The organism is Cellulomonas sp. P5_C5 (assembly GCF_054049655.1).
Genome location: NZ_JBFULY010000007.1, coordinates 1 through 16,006, shown reverse-complemented (window position 1 = coordinate 16,006; position 16,006 = coordinate 1). Strand labels below are relative to the sequence as shown.

Annotated in this window: 12 protein-coding genes; 6 read left to right on the top strand and 6 right to left on the bottom strand. The window is 73.1% G+C overall.

All coding sequences use genetic code 11. The features are described from left to right. Positions 1-3: 3 nt before the first annotated feature. A complete protein-coding gene (locus tag ACXJKF_RS08270; protein ID WP_456787258.1) occupies positions 4-993 on the bottom strand; it encodes an AAA family ATPase in 990 nt (329 codons plus the stop codon). Between the two features lie 116 nt (positions 994-1,109). Between ACXJKF_RS08270 and ACXJKF_RS08265 the strand changes: the two genes are divergently transcribed. The 3 genes from ACXJKF_RS08265 (at position 1,110) to ACXJKF_RS08255 (ending at position 5,815) form a co-directional block, all read left to right on the top strand. Then, the gene (locus ACXJKF_RS08265; protein ID WP_456787257.1) at positions 1,110-2,501 is read left to right on the top strand and encodes a COG1470 family protein; all 1,392 of its coding nucleotides are present in this window, start codon (positions 1,110-1,112) and stop codon (positions 2,499-2,501) included. Then, on the top strand, positions 2,498-3,901 hold the full coding sequence (locus ACXJKF_RS08260; protein WP_456787256.1) for an Hsp70 family protein: 1,404 nt from the start codon (positions 2,498-2,500) through the stop codon (positions 3,899-3,901). The genes ACXJKF_RS08265 and ACXJKF_RS08260 overlap by 4 nt, the downstream gene beginning before the upstream one ends. 564 nt (positions 3,902-4,465) lie before the next feature. After that, positions 4,466-5,815 carry a DUF6421 family protein gene (locus ACXJKF_RS08255; protein ID WP_456787371.1) on the top strand — a complete coding sequence of 450 codons (1,350 nt, stop codon included), beginning with the start codon at positions 4,466-4,468 and terminating at the stop codon, positions 5,813-5,815. Here the strand turns inward: ACXJKF_RS08255 and ACXJKF_RS08250 are convergent. The 5 genes from ACXJKF_RS08250 to ACXJKF_RS08230 all read right to left on the bottom strand — a co-directional run bounded on the left by ACXJKF_RS08250 (position 5,752) and on the right by ACXJKF_RS08230 (position 12,333). Next, complete coding sequence (locus tag ACXJKF_RS08250; protein WP_456787255.1) at positions 5,752-8,376, bottom strand: hypothetical protein; 2,625 nt, start codon at positions 8,374-8,376, stop codon at positions 5,752-5,754. The genes ACXJKF_RS08255 and ACXJKF_RS08250 overlap by 64 nt on opposite strands. A 74-nt stretch (positions 8,377-8,450) precedes the next feature. Then, positions 8,451-9,173: an ion channel gene (locus ACXJKF_RS08245; protein ID WP_456787254.1), complete on the bottom strand. Its 723-nt coding sequence runs from the start codon at positions 9,171-9,173 to the stop codon at positions 8,451-8,453. 25 nt (positions 9,174-9,198) lie between these two features. Further along, a complete protein-coding gene (locus tag ACXJKF_RS08240) occupies positions 9,199-9,990 on the bottom strand; it encodes a transglutaminase-like domain-containing protein (RefSeq protein WP_456787253.1) in 792 nt (263 codons plus the stop codon). A gap of 42 nt (positions 9,991-10,032) precedes the next feature. Beyond that, the gene (locus ACXJKF_RS08235; protein WP_456787252.1) at positions 10,033-11,490 is read right to left on the bottom strand and encodes an SDR family NAD(P)-dependent oxidoreductase; all 1,458 of its coding nucleotides are present in this window, start codon (positions 11,488-11,490) and stop codon (positions 10,033-10,035) included. 81 nt (positions 11,491-11,571) lie between these two features. After that, positions 11,572-12,333: a hypothetical protein gene (locus tag ACXJKF_RS08230; RefSeq protein WP_456787251.1), complete on the bottom strand. Its 762-nt coding sequence runs from the start codon at positions 12,331-12,333 to the stop codon at positions 11,572-11,574. A gap of 115 nt (positions 12,334-12,448) precedes the next feature. On the opposite strand from ACXJKF_RS08230, the gene ACXJKF_RS08225 reads away from it, so the two are divergent. From ACXJKF_RS08225 to ACXJKF_RS08215, 3 genes are all read left to right on the top strand, one after another. Beyond that, on the top strand, positions 12,449-13,861 hold the full coding sequence (locus tag ACXJKF_RS08225; RefSeq protein ID WP_456787250.1) for a glutamate decarboxylase: 1,413 nt from the start codon (positions 12,449-12,451) through the stop codon (positions 13,859-13,861). Continuing rightward, entirely contained in the window at positions 13,858-14,709 is an 852-nt protein-coding gene (locus ACXJKF_RS08220; protein WP_456787249.1) for a hypothetical protein, read from the top strand. Before ACXJKF_RS08225 ends, ACXJKF_RS08220 begins: the two co-directional genes overlap by 4 nt. 17 nt (positions 14,710-14,726) lie before the next feature. Then, a partial coding sequence (locus ACXJKF_RS08215; RefSeq protein WP_456787248.1) for a helicase-related protein occupies positions 14,727-16,006 on the top strand: 1,280 nt, incomplete at its 3' end.

The following is a 16,006-nucleotide window of genomic DNA, read 5'->3' as shown; positions in this document are numbered from 1 at the left end:
GGCTCACACCCCGGCTCGCACCTGGGGCACGGGCACGGAGGCGACGAGCGTCTCGAGCAGCTCGCGCGCCGTCCGTCCCTGGAGCTCGGCCTCGGGCCGCAGGATCATCCGGTGCGGCAGCACGTACGGCAGGACGGCCTTCGCGTCGTCGGCGGTCACGAACGAGCGGCCCTGGGCGGCGGCGAACGCCTGGGCGGCCTTGGCCACCGCGATGGTGCCGCGCGGGCTGATCCCGAGCCGCAGCTCGGGCAGCGTCCGGGTCGAGGCCGTGATGGTGACGATGTACGCCAGCACCGCGGGCGCGAGGTGCACGGACGAGGCGATCTGGTTCATCTGCTGCAGGTCCGCGGTGCTCATCACCGCCTGGAGCTCGTCGGTGGACCGGCCGGCCGTCACGTTGGTGACCACCTGGATCTCCGAGTCGTGGTCCGGGTAGCCCAGCGTGGCGCGCATCATGAACCGGTCCAGCTCGGCCTCGGGCAGGTCGTAGGTGCCGCCCTGCTCGACGGGGTTCTGCGTGGCGATGACGATGAACGGGCGGGGCACCAGGTACGGGATCGAGTCGATCGTCACCTGCCGCTCGGCCATCACCTCGAGCAGCGCCGACTGGGTCTTGGGCGAGGCGCGGTTGATCTCGTCACCGAGCACGATGTTGGCGAACACCGCGCCGGGGTGGAACACGAACTCGCGCTTGCCCGAGTCGTAGACCTGGACCCCCGTGACGTCCGACGGCAGGAGGTCGGGCGTGAACTGGATCCGGCGCATCGACCCGTCGATCGACTGCGACATCGCCTTGGCCAGCGACGTCTTCCCGGTGCCGGGGACGTCCTCGAGGAGCAGGTGCCCCTCGGCGAGCATGCAGATCAGCGCCATCCGCACGACGTCGCTCTTGCCCTTGATGAACGACTCGACGTTCGCCGCCAGTGCGTCGAACCGGTCGGCGAACCAGGCAGCCCTGCCCGCCGACGTCCCGTCCTCGACCTCACGATCCACGACATCCCCCGATACGGTCGTGTATTCACAACTGGGACAATCCGTACGTTGATAGTAGAGACGGGACCCGTCCCAGAGATACGCCGCGCGCTGCCCGATCGGGAGGAGGCCCCGTCGTGGACCCCGTGCTCGTCCTTGCCCAGGACACGCTCGCCACCGACCCCGGCGGCCAGGTGCGCACGCGCGTGACGGTCCGCAACGTCGGCGACATCGTGGCCCAGTACCGCGTCGAGGTCCTCGGTGAGGCCTCCCGCTGGTCGACCGTGGTCCCGCAGCACGTCTCGGTGCTGCCGGGGGAGTCCGAGGAGCAGACCGTCGAGATCGTGTTCCGGCCGCCACCCGCGCCGGCCGCGCCGGTGGGCACGATCCCGTTCGGCGTGCGGTGCGTCTCGCTCGAGAACCGTGACGTCGCCGCGGTGGTCGAGGGTGACGTCGTGGTCAGCCCGGTCCAGGGCCTCGACGTGCGGCTGCGCGGCGACGGGCCCAAGGGTGCCCGCGCGGGCCGGTTCCGCGTCGAGCTGCGGAACACCGGCACGACCGACCTCACGGTGACCCTGGAGGTCGCCGACGCGGCGGAGCTGCTCCGCTTCGGGCTGGCGCCGCAGGTCGTCGAGGTGCCCGCGGGGCGGACGGTGCCGGCGTACCTCGCGGTCCAGGCACGCAACCCGAAGCTGCTCGGCAAGCCGGTGCCGCACGCGTTCACGGTGACCTACCGGGTGAGCCGCTCCGACCGGGTCGGAGAGCTGCCCGGCACGTTCGAGCAGCGCGCGGTGGTTCGCAAGCTCTGGGTGGTGCTGGCCCTCCTGCTCGTCGTCGCGGGCGTGCTCGGGTACCTGTGGCTGCGCGGGCAGGGCGGCGCGGAGGCGCTCCGGGCCGGCACGCCGCCGCCGGTGGAGGTCGAGGCGCTCGAGGTCGTGGGACCGGGAGAGGTGCGGGTCGTGTGGCTCAAGAGCCCGTACGCCACCGGGTACGGGATCGAGGAGTGGATGCAGGGCGTCTCGGGGACGTCGAGCGAACCCGTCGACGACTCGGGCGAGACCTCGTTCCGCTGGGAGGAGCTGACGGAGGGCGAGCACTGCTTCCGGGTGCGCGCCCTCGCCGGCGACGTGCCGGGCAGCTTCGGCAAGGAGGAGTGCGTCGTCGTGCCCCCCGCGGAGGTGGCTCCGACGGAGACGCCCGAGCCGACGGAGTCCGCCCCGGCGGCAGGACAGGCGGGAGCGCCGTTCGAACCGCAGGGCTGGTACGTGCGCTGGGGCAACTTCCCGCAGGACGACGCCGCCAACGCGGGGGCGGCCGACGCACTGGTCGCGCAGCTCCAGCTGGCGGGTGCGCTCGGGGTGCAGCTCAAGAGCAGCGCCGACTCGGCCGCGTTCCTCGAGGGCGCCAACGGTGTGCCCAACTGGGTCGTGTTCACCGAGGGCCTCCCGGACGAGCTGGCCGCGAAGGCCCAGTGCGACACGTTCCGGTCGGTCGCGAGCCAGTGCATCTGGCAGAAGGGGGCGTCGTGAGCTCGTACACGCTCGGGATCGACGTCGGCACGGCGTACACGGCCGCCGCGGTCTGGCGCGACGGCCGGGCCGCGACGGTGGCGCTGGGGGACCGGACGGACACCATCCCGTCGGCGGTGCTGCTGCGGGCGGACGGTTCCCTCCTGGTCGGGGACGCGGCGGTGCGCCGGGGCGTGCTGGAGCCCGAGCGGCTGGGCCGCGGGTTCAAGCGGCGCATGGGCGACCCGACGGGCCTCCTGCTCGGCGACGAGAGCTTCGCGCCCGAGGTGCTGACCGGCACGCTGCTGCGCTGGGTGGTCGAGACGGTGACCGCCCGCGAGGGCGGGCCCGCGGCGCACGTGACGCTGACCTGCCCGGCGGCGTGGGGAGACCTCCGTCGTGACCTGCTCGTCGCGGCGGCCGGCGAGGCGAGCATGACGGACGTCGGGCTGCTCGCGGAGCCGGTGGCCGCCGCGGTGCACTACGCGGCGCTGCGTCGCGTGCCGACGGGCGCGGTCGTCGCCGTGTACGACTTCGGTGGCGGCACGTTCGACGCCGCGGTCGTCGAGAAGACGGCGGACGGCTACGAGCTGCGCGGTGAGCCCGGCGGGGACGAGCACATCGGCGGGCAGGACGTCGACCAGGTGGTGATGAACCACGTCGCGACGACCCTCGGCCGCGCGTGGACGTCGCTCGACGTGGAGGAGCCGGCCGTCCGGCACGGGCTGGCGGCGGTGCGCGAGGCGGCGGTGCTGGCCAAGGAGACGCTGTCGCAGGACGTGGAGGCGACGATCCCGGTCATCCTCCCGGGGATCACGCGCGAGGTGCGGATCACCCGGGCGGAGCTGGAGGGGGCCATCCGGATCGACGTGCTGCGGACGATCGACACCCTGGCGCGCACCATCGAGTCCGCAGGCTTGGCGCCGGCCGACCTGGACGCGGTCCTGCTCACGGGCGGGTCGAGCCGGATCCCGCTGGTGTCCGAGCTCATCGCGGCCGAGCTCGGTGTCCCGGTCGTGGTCGACGCGCACCCGAAGTACGCGGTGTGCCTGGGTGCGGCGCTGACGGCGGCGAGCCGGCTGGAGCTGCCGGTGGACGCCCCGATCATCACGCCTGCGCCCGGCCCGGCACAGGCTCCGCCGGTCGAGGACCTCAGCCACCTGCTCGCGAGGAGCGACGACGGTGCGGCCGCGACGGTGCAGGCCGACCCGCGCGCGCTCGGGATCACCGCACCGGTCGACGACGTCGTCGCCCCCGCCCCCGGCACGCGGCTGGCGCTGCGCTACCTGACGTCGAAGGACACGCTCGAGGCCCGGTGGACGGGCGACAGCCGGCGCGGGCTGCGCGCTGCCCTGGTGGTCGTCGGGGTCGCGGTGGCGCTGATCGCCGGGCTGAGCGCGCTGACGTTGTTGCGCCCCTGAGATCGTTGACCGGGCGGCGCGCGAAACGTACCGTGCAGTAACGCTGCCGTCCGAATGGTGAGATCACGCATGAGGCTGTTCCCGACCGTCCACGCGACAGGTGATCTGCCGCCCGCCCACCGGGCCCACCTGGAGCTCCACGGGCTTGTCCTCGTCGGACCCGACGACGACCCCGACCTGGTCCTCGTCCTGCCGGGCACGGCACCGACGCGGTTCACCGCGCAGACCGGTGTCGTCGTGCTCGCGACGGGGACCGAGACGCCGGAGACCGCACGGCTGCTCGCCGACCACGGCATCACCGCGCACGCGGCGTCCGCGCCGCCGAGCGGGCTCGTACCCGCCGACGTCACGGCCGACGACCTCCTCGCGTGGACGACGGACGCGGTGCTGCCCGTGGGCGCGACCCTCGAGGTCGCCGGCCCCGCCGTGCCGCTCCTGCGGACTGCCACCGGGAGCCAGGCGGTCGGCCGGACGGTGGGCGCCGGGCTGCGCGACGGGGACGGCCGCCTCCTGGTGCTCGGCGTCGACGCGCTCGCTGACCCGGAGGTGCTGCTCAACGCCGCGATCTGGGCGGCCCGCCCGGCTCCGGCCGCCGCGACCGACGATCGCCACGACGAGCTCGTGTCGCACCCGGCGTGGACCCGGTTGAAGCGCGACGTCACCGAGCTCCAGGCTCTCCAGGTCAAGGACGGGTCGGTCCCGGACAGCGAGCAGCACCCCCGTGCCCGGGAGCTGGCGCACGCGATCACGCGGTCCGTCGACGAGCTCACGCCCGCCCTGCCACACGACGAGGACTACCTGACGGCCGTCGGCAAGGACCTGACGCGCTGGTCGGAGACCGGCTTCGGAGTACCGGACTTTCTCGACTCGCTCGTCGCGTTCCAGCCGCAGCGCCAGCGCGTCGACGGGCTGGCCCACCTGGTCCTGTTCCCCATGTACACGCAGAACGGCAGCACCGACCGGCGGCTCGAGGCCGTGCTGCTCCAGGTGCGCTGGCCGGACCTGGTGGCGCAGCTCGAGGCGGAGCAGTTCAGCAACGCGTTGTTCGTCCCCGTGACCTTCCTCGACTTCACGCCCGGCTACGACACCAACTCCGCGGTGCTGTTCCCGGAGACGGTCGCCGTGCGCGAGGTGCCGACGTTCACGTGGGGCGCGATCTTCGCGGACCGCGAGGCCGCCCGGTTCCGCAGGGTCGTGCGCGCCGCGGCGGACACGACGCGGCTCGCGCTGCCCCCGGATGCCGCCCGGCTCCTGGACGACCAGCGGCTCGCCGAGGAGACCTTCGTCCTGTGGGACCTGGTCCACGACCGCACCCACATGCGCGGCGACCTGCCGTTCGACCCGTTCATGATCAAGCAGCGGATGCCGTTCTTCCTGTACTCCCTGGAGGAGCTGCGCTGCGACCTGACGGCGTTCCGCGCGGCGGTGCGGCTGGAGGGCGACGGCGTCCCGCACGCACGGTACGTGCAGTACGCGATCCTGTTCGACCGCCTGTTCCGGTTCCCCGTGACGGGCACGCGCGTGCGCAACTACGACGGCCTCGGCGGACAGCTGTTGTTCGCGTGGCTGCACCAGCACCACGTCCTGCACTGGACGGACTCGCGCCTGACGATCGACTGGCCGCAGGTGCCCGACGCGGTGATCGCGCTCGCCGAGCAGATCGAGCAGCTCTACTGGCGCTCCATCGACCGGCCGAAGACCGCGCACTGGCTGGCCGCGTACGCGCTGGTGTCCAGCACCGTGACCCCGCACCCCGCGTCGGCGTGGGCCCGCGGCGACCTGCCGCTGGACGGTCCGCCCAAGGGCTTCACCGACGCGGTGCTGGACGACGAGTTCCCGCTGTCGATGTTCTACGAGGCGCTGTCCCGCAAGATCGGGGACGTCGTGGCGTCGACGAGCGGGATCACCGCCTGACTGCGGTAGCTCCCCGACAGTGTGGGGTCCGGCGGCACCGGGTCCATCCCGCCGCCGTCGACGTCCGAGCCCGGCCGCGGGCCGCCCGTGGACAGGGTCAGGCTGCACATCTCGTCGATCTCCCGCCAGAACGCGTCGTCGTACCAGTACCCCGTGTGGCTCAGGACGCGCGGCAGGGGCTGGTCGACGACGTAGCGGTGCGTCGGCGGGTCGACGAGCTCGACGTCGACGCCGTCGGAGATCGTCGAGCTGCCTGAGCGCACGTCGCCCCCGATGTAGTCGGTCGCGTAGTACACGTTGCGCCACAGCACCGGTCCGATGCCCGCACGGTCGTCGGTGATCCCGGCGAGGAACCCGTCGCTGAACAGGGCGGGGAACGCCCAGCGGTAGAGCTTGCCCAGGGGCGACCCGAAGGTGACCACCCCGATGGCCGGCTCCTGCCCCGCCCGGCCCGACGTGCGCCCGAGCGCGGCGGCGGCGATGACGCTGCCCTGGGAGTGGGCGGACACCACGACCCGGCCGCCGTTGTCGTGCAGGCGCCAGATCCGGCGCGTCAGCTCGGGCACGGCGCGCTCGGCGTACGCGGGAGGGGCGAACGGGTGGAACGACCGTGGGAAGAACGTCCCCACGTCGAAGAGCGAGCCCAGGACGCGGCGCCAGCGCTCGTTGCGCCACGCGAGGGTCAGCACCAGGACGTACAGCGGCGGGAAGGCGACCGCGACCTTGGTGCCGACCTCGACGAAGAACATCGGCGGCTCCCGGTGCTGGAGCAGCACCTCGTTGAGGAAGAGCGCGAGCCCGACCGCCGCGCAGACGGCGAGCGCGACGAACAGCACGGCGACGGCGCGCGAGTGGTCGCCGACGAACCGCATGGTCGCGACCTTGTGCACCCAGGGTGTCGGCCGGCCCTGGCGCTGCCGCCCGCGAACGCCCCACAGCGGGGGATCGAACGCGGAGCGCCACCACGCCGCCTCCGTCCCGGCGGCCGCGCCGGGCTCGACGGAGGGGATGCCCGCCTCGGCGTACTGCGCGCGCAGGTCCGCCTCGACCGCCGGGGCGTTCCGCCGGCTCCGGCGTCGGAGCACCACGACGAACGTGACCCCGAACAGGAGCACCAGCAGGATCAGCCCGAGCGAGAGGATCGACGCGAGCGAGCCGATGGCCGGGGGGACGTAGATGGTGCCGGGTGCTGCGCCGGTGCCCGCGTCCGGGCCGAACCCCCAGTCGATCGTGCCGACGACGCCGGCCACGTAGACGATGGCGGACAGCAGCACGGTGTTCGCGACGACCATCGCGATCGTGTTCATGACGAACGGCCCCGCCCACGGGAAGGTGCTGAGCCGCGGCACCGGCTGGTCGGCCCGGCGCAGGGTGCGCGCCTGCCACAACCGGTAGAGCCACGCCAACGACTGCTGCGCGGCGAGCGGGGCCAGGAGGGCGAGGCTGACCCCCCAGACGACGTTGAGTGCCGGGCGGGCGCCGGGCAGCATCCCCTCCGGACCGGGGCCTGTCGGCAGCATGACCGCCGCGATCCCCGCCAGGACCAGCGCGGCGGTGGTGAGCGTCAGCGCGATCCAGCCCAGGTCCGGCTGCGCGTCGTCGAACGCGAGCAGGCCCATGAGGAGGACCAGCGCGGCGACCGCGGCCACGGTGGCCACCTGCCCGAAGGACCCCGCGCCGGTGCCCTCCCCGAGGGCCCACGTCGACCAGCCGAGCATGAGGGCCACGACCCCGAGGCAGGCGGTCAGGTGGATCCGGGACAGGAACTTGTGCCACTCGAGGCCCGCCCAGAAGTCGGCGGCGCGCAGGCCCCCGTCGAGGGCGGCTGCGCACCGGACCGACGGCGGCGGCGGGGTGGTGGTGGTGACGTCGGGTGCGCCGGGCTCCGCGCTGATCGGGGTCGGCGGGACGACGCTCTCGTACGACGACCGGGAGTGGCGTGCGAGGACCGCGAACACGAGCGCCACCAGGACGGCGGCGAGGGCGCCGAGCACGATGCGGTTGCCCGGACGGTCGACCGACGTCCACGTCTCGACGGTCTGGGCCCACCAGTGCGCGATGCCGCTCGGCACCCCGGCGGTCTGCTCCGGCTCGGGGACCGGCCCGGTGCGGCCCCACTGGTACGCGAGGACGTCGAGGGCGAGGTACGTGACCATCGCGGCGGTGCTGAGCGTGAGGGCCAGCGCGGTCAGCCGCGCGAACCACCGGAACACCCACAGCGTCGGGGGGCGCTCGACCTCCTCCGCGCCGGACGTCACCCAGCGGCGGGCCATCCACCCGCCCATGTTCGCCAGCATCGACGGCAGCAGGAGCGCCCAGAGCGCACGCGCGCGGCTGCGCGAGGTCAGGCCGCCCCACGAGTACGCCTCGCGATGACGCCCGGCGGCGTCCGAGGTCCGGTAGAAGCCGGCGACGCGGTCACCGGCGACGCGCGTCGGCGTCTGGTCGCCGAGCAGGGACTCGGGGCTCGTGCCGCCGACCCCGTGCACGCGGATCTCCGTGAGCCCTCCGAGCTCGACGGGTACGGGCACCAGCCCGGCGGATCCCGACGGTGTCGACACGGTGCCTCCTGGTCCACGGGTGGTCGCTCTGCTGGAGAGGGGACGGCGCCGCGCGGGCAGATACGCGCGAGACGTCAGTCGTCGGTGCGCTCCGGGATGATCGCCTCCGAGCGGCCGTGGAACGCTGCCACCAGCCGGGCGACCAGGACCGCGAGGAACACCTGCCCCACGAGCGCCTCGAACGTGGCGATGCTCCGTCCCGGGAACAGCGCCGCGGTGTAGTCGCCGTACCCGAGCGTGGTCAGCGTCGTGTAGGAGAAGTACTGGAAGGAGCGGGAGTTCGCCTCCTGGCCGCCCGCGAAGAACGGCCCCGGGGTGAGCGCGTCCATGACGCCGAACAGGCTCGCGAAGAACATCCCGATGATCAGGTAGGCGCTCAGCGCACCGGCGAGCGACTGCACGGTCACGGCGGTCCGGCGCAGGATGCGGTCGAGGATCACGACCAGCGCAGTCATGAGGATCACGCAGACCACCGCGTCGAGCACCCCGTCGGCCGCGGCCGCGGGGAGGGTGACGAGCGCCAGCACCGAGACGACCGCCGAGACGACGAGCACGATGCGGACGAACCGCTTCTGGTGCGGCATCGGGCGGGAGGTCCGCACCGCCAGACCGAGCGTGAACAGGTAGAGCACGAAGACGATGATCTCGACCCACCGGGCAGCGCTCAGGGCGAAGGCGACGTACGCCGTGACCAGCAGGGACAGGACGATCCCGAAGTCGTCGGTGCCCGTCCGGCGGGCGAGGAAGGAGCGGCGACGGGGCGGGGCCGCCGTGCCTGTCTCGTCCGGTTCTGTCACGATCCGGAGGCTAGCAGCGCGCGTCTCAACCGAGCGTGACCAGGTCCCGCACGTCGTCGTCCGGCAGGACGTCCGCCACCGCGGTCACCTCGAGCTCGTCGAGGTCGGCGTACCCGTGGTGCACGTTGAGGAACGCGGTGTCCGACGCGTCGCGCCCGGTCGCGATCCGCACCAGGCTCGTGCGCGGCGCCAGGGTCGTCGCGTCGACGACGTACCACTGGCCGTCGAGGTGGGCCTCTGCGACGGCGTGGAAGTCCATCGGGGAGAGCCCGGGGGCGTAGACGGACACGAGCCGCGCGGGCACGTCCAGGGCGCGCAGGAGGGCGATCACGAGGTGCGCGTAGTCGCGGCACACGCCCTCGCGTCCCAGGAGCGTCTGCACCGCACCGTCGGTGGGCAGGCTCGACCCCGGGACGTAGGAGAGGCGGGAGCCGACCCAGGAGCTGACGGCGGACAGCAGGTCGAACCCGCGCAGGCCCGCGAACTCGGCGTACGCGGTGGGGCCGAGCGTGTCCGACTCGCAGTAGCGGCTCGGCCGCAGGTAGCGCAGCAGGTCGGCCTCGTCGGAGCCCACCGGCGCGGCCCGGCCGGAGACGGACGCCGAGTAGTCCAGGACGAGGCGGCCGACGTCCGCACGGACGACGTGCAGCCGTGTCCCGTGGTGGTCGGGGACCTCCTCGACGCGGACCGGCGAGCCGTCCAGGGTGATCCGCAGCGACTCGTCCGCGACGAGCTGGGTGGACACGGCGAGCTCGAAGGCGAGCGTCGCCGGCGAGGTGACGTTCAGGGACAGGTGGGCACTGAGGTCGCGATGCACGGGCCCATCGTGGTGCACGGATGTGCAGCGCGCCTCTGGGGACTACCAGGCAGAACGGACGTAGTCCTTGAGGAAGCAGCCGTACAGGTCCTCGCCGGCCTCGCCGCGCACGATCGGGTCGTACACGCGCGCCGCACCGTCGACCAGGTCGAGCGGCGCGTGGAAGCCCTCCTCGGCCAGCCGGACCTTGGTCGGGTGGGGGCGCTCGTCGGTGATCCAGCCCGTGTCGACGCTGGTCATGAGGATGCCGTCGCCGGCCAGCTCCGTGGCGCTGGTGCGGGTCAGCATGTTGAGCGCCGCCTTGGCCATGTTGGTGTGCGGGTGGCCGGGACCCTTGTAGCCGCGCGAGAAGACGCCCTCCATCGCGGAGACGTTGACGACGTACGCGCGGGCGCCTTCGCGTGCGTTCATGGCCCCGCGCAGGCGGCTGACCAGGATGAACGGCGCCGTCTGGTTGCACAGCTGGACCTCGAGCAGCTCCATGGGGTCCACCTGGTCGACCGTGTGCACCCAGCTGTTGGTCTCCGCCGTGTCGGGGACCAGGCCGCCCGCGTCGATCGCGGTGCCGGCCACGAGCCGCTCCAGCGAGGCGTGCTCGGCGGTGAGCGCCAGCGTCGCGACGCCTGCCGCCACGCTCGTCAGCTCGGTGACGGACCCGGCGAGCGCGACGGGGTGCGCGCTGCTGCTGGTGCGGCCGAACGTCGTGATCTGCGGCAGCGGACGGTCCGGCAAGGGCTCCAGCTCGGCGTCGGCCAGGTGCGTGTACGCGCCGGGGGAGCGGCGGACGGTCTGCGCTGCGTTGTTGATGAGGATGTCGAGCGGACCCTGCGCGGCCACCGAGTCCGCGAGCGCGACCACCTGGGCCGGGTCGCGCAGGTCGATGCCGACGATGCTCAGCCGGTCCAGCCAGTCGGCGCTGTCCGGCATCGCGGCGAAGCGACGGGCGGCGTCGCGGGGGAACCGGGTGGTGATCGTCGTCGTCGCGCCGTCCCGCAGGAGCCGCAGCGCGATGTACATGCCGATCTTCGCGCGCCCGCCCGTGAGCAGTGCGCGCTTGCCGGTCAGGTCCGTGCGGGCGTCGCGCTTGGCGTGGTTCAGCCGCGCGCACGCGGGGCAGAGCTGGTGGTAGAACGCGTCGACCTCGACGTACGGCTCCTTGCAGATGTAGCAGGGCCGGGCCTTGAGCAGCGTGCCGGCCGTGGCGCCCTGCGCGCTGGAGACCAGGGGGATGCCCTGGGTCTCGTCGTCGATGCGGCCCGGGCTGCCGGTGGCCGTGGCGTGGATGACCGCGCGGTCAGCGGCGCTGATGGCGTCCCGCTTCTCGGCGCGGCGCTGCTTCTTGGCGGCCTTGAACAGCGCCGACGTCGCGCGCCGGGCCAGGGCCAGGTGCGGGTGGTCCGACGGGAGCCGGCTGATCTGGTCCGCGACCCGCAGGAACACGTCGAGCTCAGCGGGGTCGACGCCGTCGAGCGTCGGAGGCGTGGTGGTGAGGGCGGTCATCGTGCGGGTCCTAGCTGGTCGTCAGGGAGTGGCTGACGGGCAGGGGAGCGCGAGAGCCAGGCAGGCGGGGATCGCCCGATCCTACCCGTCGGCCACCTCGGACCCTGCGGACCGGGGGGAGGGGGCGCCGCCCAGGACGTCGCGCAGACGGTCGTGCCGGGCCTGGTACGCCGCGCCGTAACGCCGCTGCGCGCGTCCCAGCTTGTCACCGCGGTACCGCCGGCGCGCCCAGTACGACGCGGGCTTGGCGAGGCGGACGGCACCGACCACGGCCAGGACCGGGACGACGACGCCGATGATCGCGGTCGCGAGCTTGCCCTTGAGCACGCTGACCAACGCGAAGGCCATGTGGATCGCGACGATGGCCGAGTACAGCCACGCGGGGAGGTTCTCCTCGTTCGTGCTGCCGATCGGGGAGACGCCGAGTAGGACGGCGCCGCCCAGGGCCCCGCCGACCATGACCGCGTCGATCGACTTGCGGCCCTCGGTGGACCAGTACACGTCGTCGAGGTGGAACCACAGCGCGAACTCGTCGAGCGTGAGCGCGGCACCGGCGCCGAACAGCAGGGCGAGCACGTCGATCCACGGCGACTCCGGCCGGAACCGGAACGTCAGGAGCCCCGAGACGAGGACGAGGAGGATGCCCCACACCTGGTGGTGGACGTGGACCCCGGCGATGTAGACGTCCTTGACGGGGCCGGAGGTGTCGGCGCGTGCGTCCTGGCGGGCGTGGATCCGTCGCGTGACAGTCCGCACCAGGGCGAACGTCACGAGGAACCCGACCAGCGCCCACAGCGCGGGTGAGCGACCGGTCTGGACGAAGGTCGCGTCGTACCAGCCCATACGACGGACCCTACCCGCGGGACATTTCGGGACGGACCGCGCTACGTTCGACGCGCAGGTGCGTGCCGGGGGAGGCAGTCAGCCAGCTCCGGACCGATGAACTGGAGGAGCACAGGTGAGCGAGACGTCCGACCCGTTCGGCCCGATCCACGGCCGGCCCAGCTTCCGCGAGCACGTCGACCGCGGGACGTTCCCCGCCCACGGCCTGGAGCCGGACGAAGCCTACGAGCTCATCCACACCGGCCTCATGCTCGACGGACGGGAGACGCTCAACCTCGCGTCGTTCGTCACCACGTGGATGGAGCCGCAGGCGGAGAAGCTCATCCACGACACGCTCCGCAAGAACCACATCGACCACGAGGAGTACCCGGCGGCGTCGCTGATCGAGGAAGCCTGCGTGCACATGCTGGGCGACCTCTTCAACGCCCCCGACTCCACGGCTGTCGTGGGCGTGGCCACCATCGGGTCCTCCGAGGCGATCATGCTCGGCCTGCTCGCCCACAAGCGCGCGTGGCGCGACCGGCGGCAGGCTGCGGGGCTGCCGACGGACCGGCCCAACGTGGTCTTCGGTGCCGAGACCCACGTGGTGTGGGACAAGTTCGCCAACTACTTCGACGTCGAGATGCGCAAGATCCCGATGAAGGCGGACCGGTTCGTGCTCGACGCCGACGACGTCGAGGGCCAGATCGACGAGAACACGATCGCGGTCGGCGCGGTGCTCGGGACCACCCACATCGGTGAGGCCGATCCCATCGAGGAGATCAACGACCTCCTGGTGCGGGTCAAGGCCGAGAAGGGGTGGGACATCCCGCTGCACGTCGACGGCGCCAGCGGTGCGTTCATCGCCCCGTTCGCGGAGCCCGACCTGCGCTGGGACTTCCGGCTCGAGCAGGTGGCGTCGATCAACGTCTCCGGGCACAAGTACGGGCTCGTCTACCCGGGCGTGGGCTGGCTGATCTTCCGGGACGCCTCGAAGCTCCCGGAGGACCTCGTCTTCAGCGTGAACTACCTCGGCGGAGCGCAGCCGACCTACACGTTCAACTTCTCGCGCGGGTCGGCCATGATCCAGGCGCAGATGTACAACTTCCTTCGGCTCGGGCGCAGCGGGTACACCTCGATCGTCGAGACGATGCTCGCCAACGCCCGGTTCCTCAACGAGAGCCTCGAGGCGAGCGGCCGGTTCGAGATCCTCAACCCCGGCCTGGCGGAGCCGGTGGTCACCTTCTCGATCAAGGGGGACCCGGGCTTCGACGTCTACCACCTGTCCGCGCGGCTGCGCGAGGACGGCTGGATCGTGCCGGCGTACAGCCTGCCGCCCGACGCGGACGCGGTGCACCTGCTGCGCGTGGTCGTCCGGCTCGACCTGAGCCGCATGATGGTCGAGCTGCTCCTGCGCGACCTGATGGCCGCCTGGGACGCGCTGGTCGCGGAGCAACCCGTGCAGCGCCCCACCGCCAAGCCCGACGTGTGGACGTCACCCGCGCACGCCGCGGCGAAGAGCAAGGCGCGCACCGGCCTGCACCAGTGACCTCGACCGTCCCGGACCTGCCCGCGGGCTGGCGGGTCCTGCACACCCACGGCCCGCTCGGCTTCGTCACGCACGCGGTGCTCGTGCGCCCGGACGGCAGCGAGGTCGAGTGGAGCTCGCGGCGGCACCGCAAGGGCCTCGGGCTGCGGCTCGCGGGCGTGCGCGCCGAGGGTGGCCGTGCCAGCGCCATGAGCTGGTGGATCGGGAGCCTGTTCGCGATCGGGTCGCTCTGCTTCGCCCTCGGGTCGGTCCCGCTGTACTTCGACGCGCTCGACCCGGCGGTCGTCGCGGGCACGTTCTTCGTCGGGTCGATCTTCTTCACGTCGGCCGGCTACCTGCAGTTCCACGAGACCCTGCGGGCACCCGGCGGGGTGCTCGCGGAGTCCGCTCGGCCGAGCCGGCTCGCGTCGCTGGTGGGCTGGAAGCCACGCCGGATCGACTTCTGGGCGGTGCTCGTCCAGCTGGTGGGGACGGTCTTCTTCAACATCAGCACGTACTCGGCGACCCAGGCGGACCTGACCACAGAGCAGGCGCGGCACCTGGTCTGGGCGCCGGACGTGCTGGGGTCGATCTGCTTCCTCGTCGCCAGCTGGTTCGCCTACGCCGAGGTGAACCGGGGCGTCCTGCCGCGGTCGGACCGCTCGACGGGGTGGCGGATCGCCGCGCTCAACCTGCTCGGCTCGGTCGCGTTCGGGATCTCGGCGGTCGCGGCCCGGTACGTGCGGTCCACCGACGAGCTGGCCAACCTCGAGCTGGTGAACCTCGGCACGTTCGTCGGCGCGGTGTGCTTCCTCGTCGGCGCCGCCCTGCTGCCCGTGGAGTCGGCGAAGGAGCGATCGTCGACCTGACCGCGCAGAATGCGGGCGTGCACGACGACCCGATCGCCCGGCTCCTCGCCCACCCGCCCGACCTCCCGGTGCGTGCCGGGCTGGGCGACGTCGTGGCCGCCCTCCGGGCACGGGGTGTCGTCGTGGTGCAGGCACCCCCCGGCACGGGGAAGACGACCCTGGTGCCGCCGGCGGTCGCCGCGACGCTCCCCGGGCGGGTGGTGGTCACCCAGCCGCGCCGGATCGCAGCACGCGCGGCGGCCCGTCGGCTTGCCCACCTGCTGGGCGAGCCCCTCGGGCGCAGCGTCGGGTTCTCCGTCCGCGGGGAGAGCGTGGTGAGCGGAGCGACCCGCGTCGAGGTGGTCACCACCGGGGTGCTCCTGCGGCGCCTGCAGCGCGACCCGGAGCTGCCGGGGGTCGCGGCGGTGGTCCTCGACGAGGTGCACGAGCGGCACCTCGTCGACGACCTCGCCCTGGCCCTGCTGGTGGACGTCCGGGCCCACCTGCGCGACGACCTCGCCGTGGTCGCGATGTCCGCGACCGTCGAGGCCGAGCGCACGGCGGCGCTGCTCGGCGGTACGGGACCCGCGCCGGTCGTCGCCGTCCCGGGTGCACTGTTCCCCGTCGAGGAGGTCTGGTGCCCCGCGCCCGCGCGCACCGCACGGACCGACGAGCGCGGCGTGACCCCGGCGTTCCTCGACCACGTGGCGGCGACCGTGCGCCGCGCGCTCGACGAGCGGACCGGCGACGTCCTGGTGTTCGTCCCGGGTGCCGGGGAGGTCGACGGGGTGGTGCGCCGGCTCGCGGGTCTCGGCAGCGCCGACGTCCGGCCGCTGCACGGTCGGCTGCCCACGCATGCGCAGGACCTCGCGCTCGCCGCCGGTGCACGGCGCCGGGTCGTGGTCTCGACGGCGGTCGCGGAGTCGTCGCTGACGGTGCCGGGCGTCCGGCTGGTGGTCGACGGGGGACTCTCGCGCGAGCCGCGCACCGACCACCGCCGCGGGCTCGCCGGGCTGGTGACCGTCGGGGTGAGCCGTGCGTCCGCGGAGCAGCGTGCGGGCCGCGCGGGGCGTGAAGGGCCCGGGGCGGTGTACCGCTGCTGGTCCGCGCACGACCACGCGCGGCTGGTCGCGCACCCGCAGCCGGAGATCCTCACGGCGGACCTCACGGCGTTCGCGCTCGAGCTGGCGTGCTGGGGGAGCCCGGACGGTCTGGGGCTCGCCCTGCTCGACCGGCCACCCGCCGCGGCCATGGCGGCGGCGCACGCGACGCTCGCCGCGCTCGGTGCCGTCGACGCCGACGGGCACCCGACCGAGCG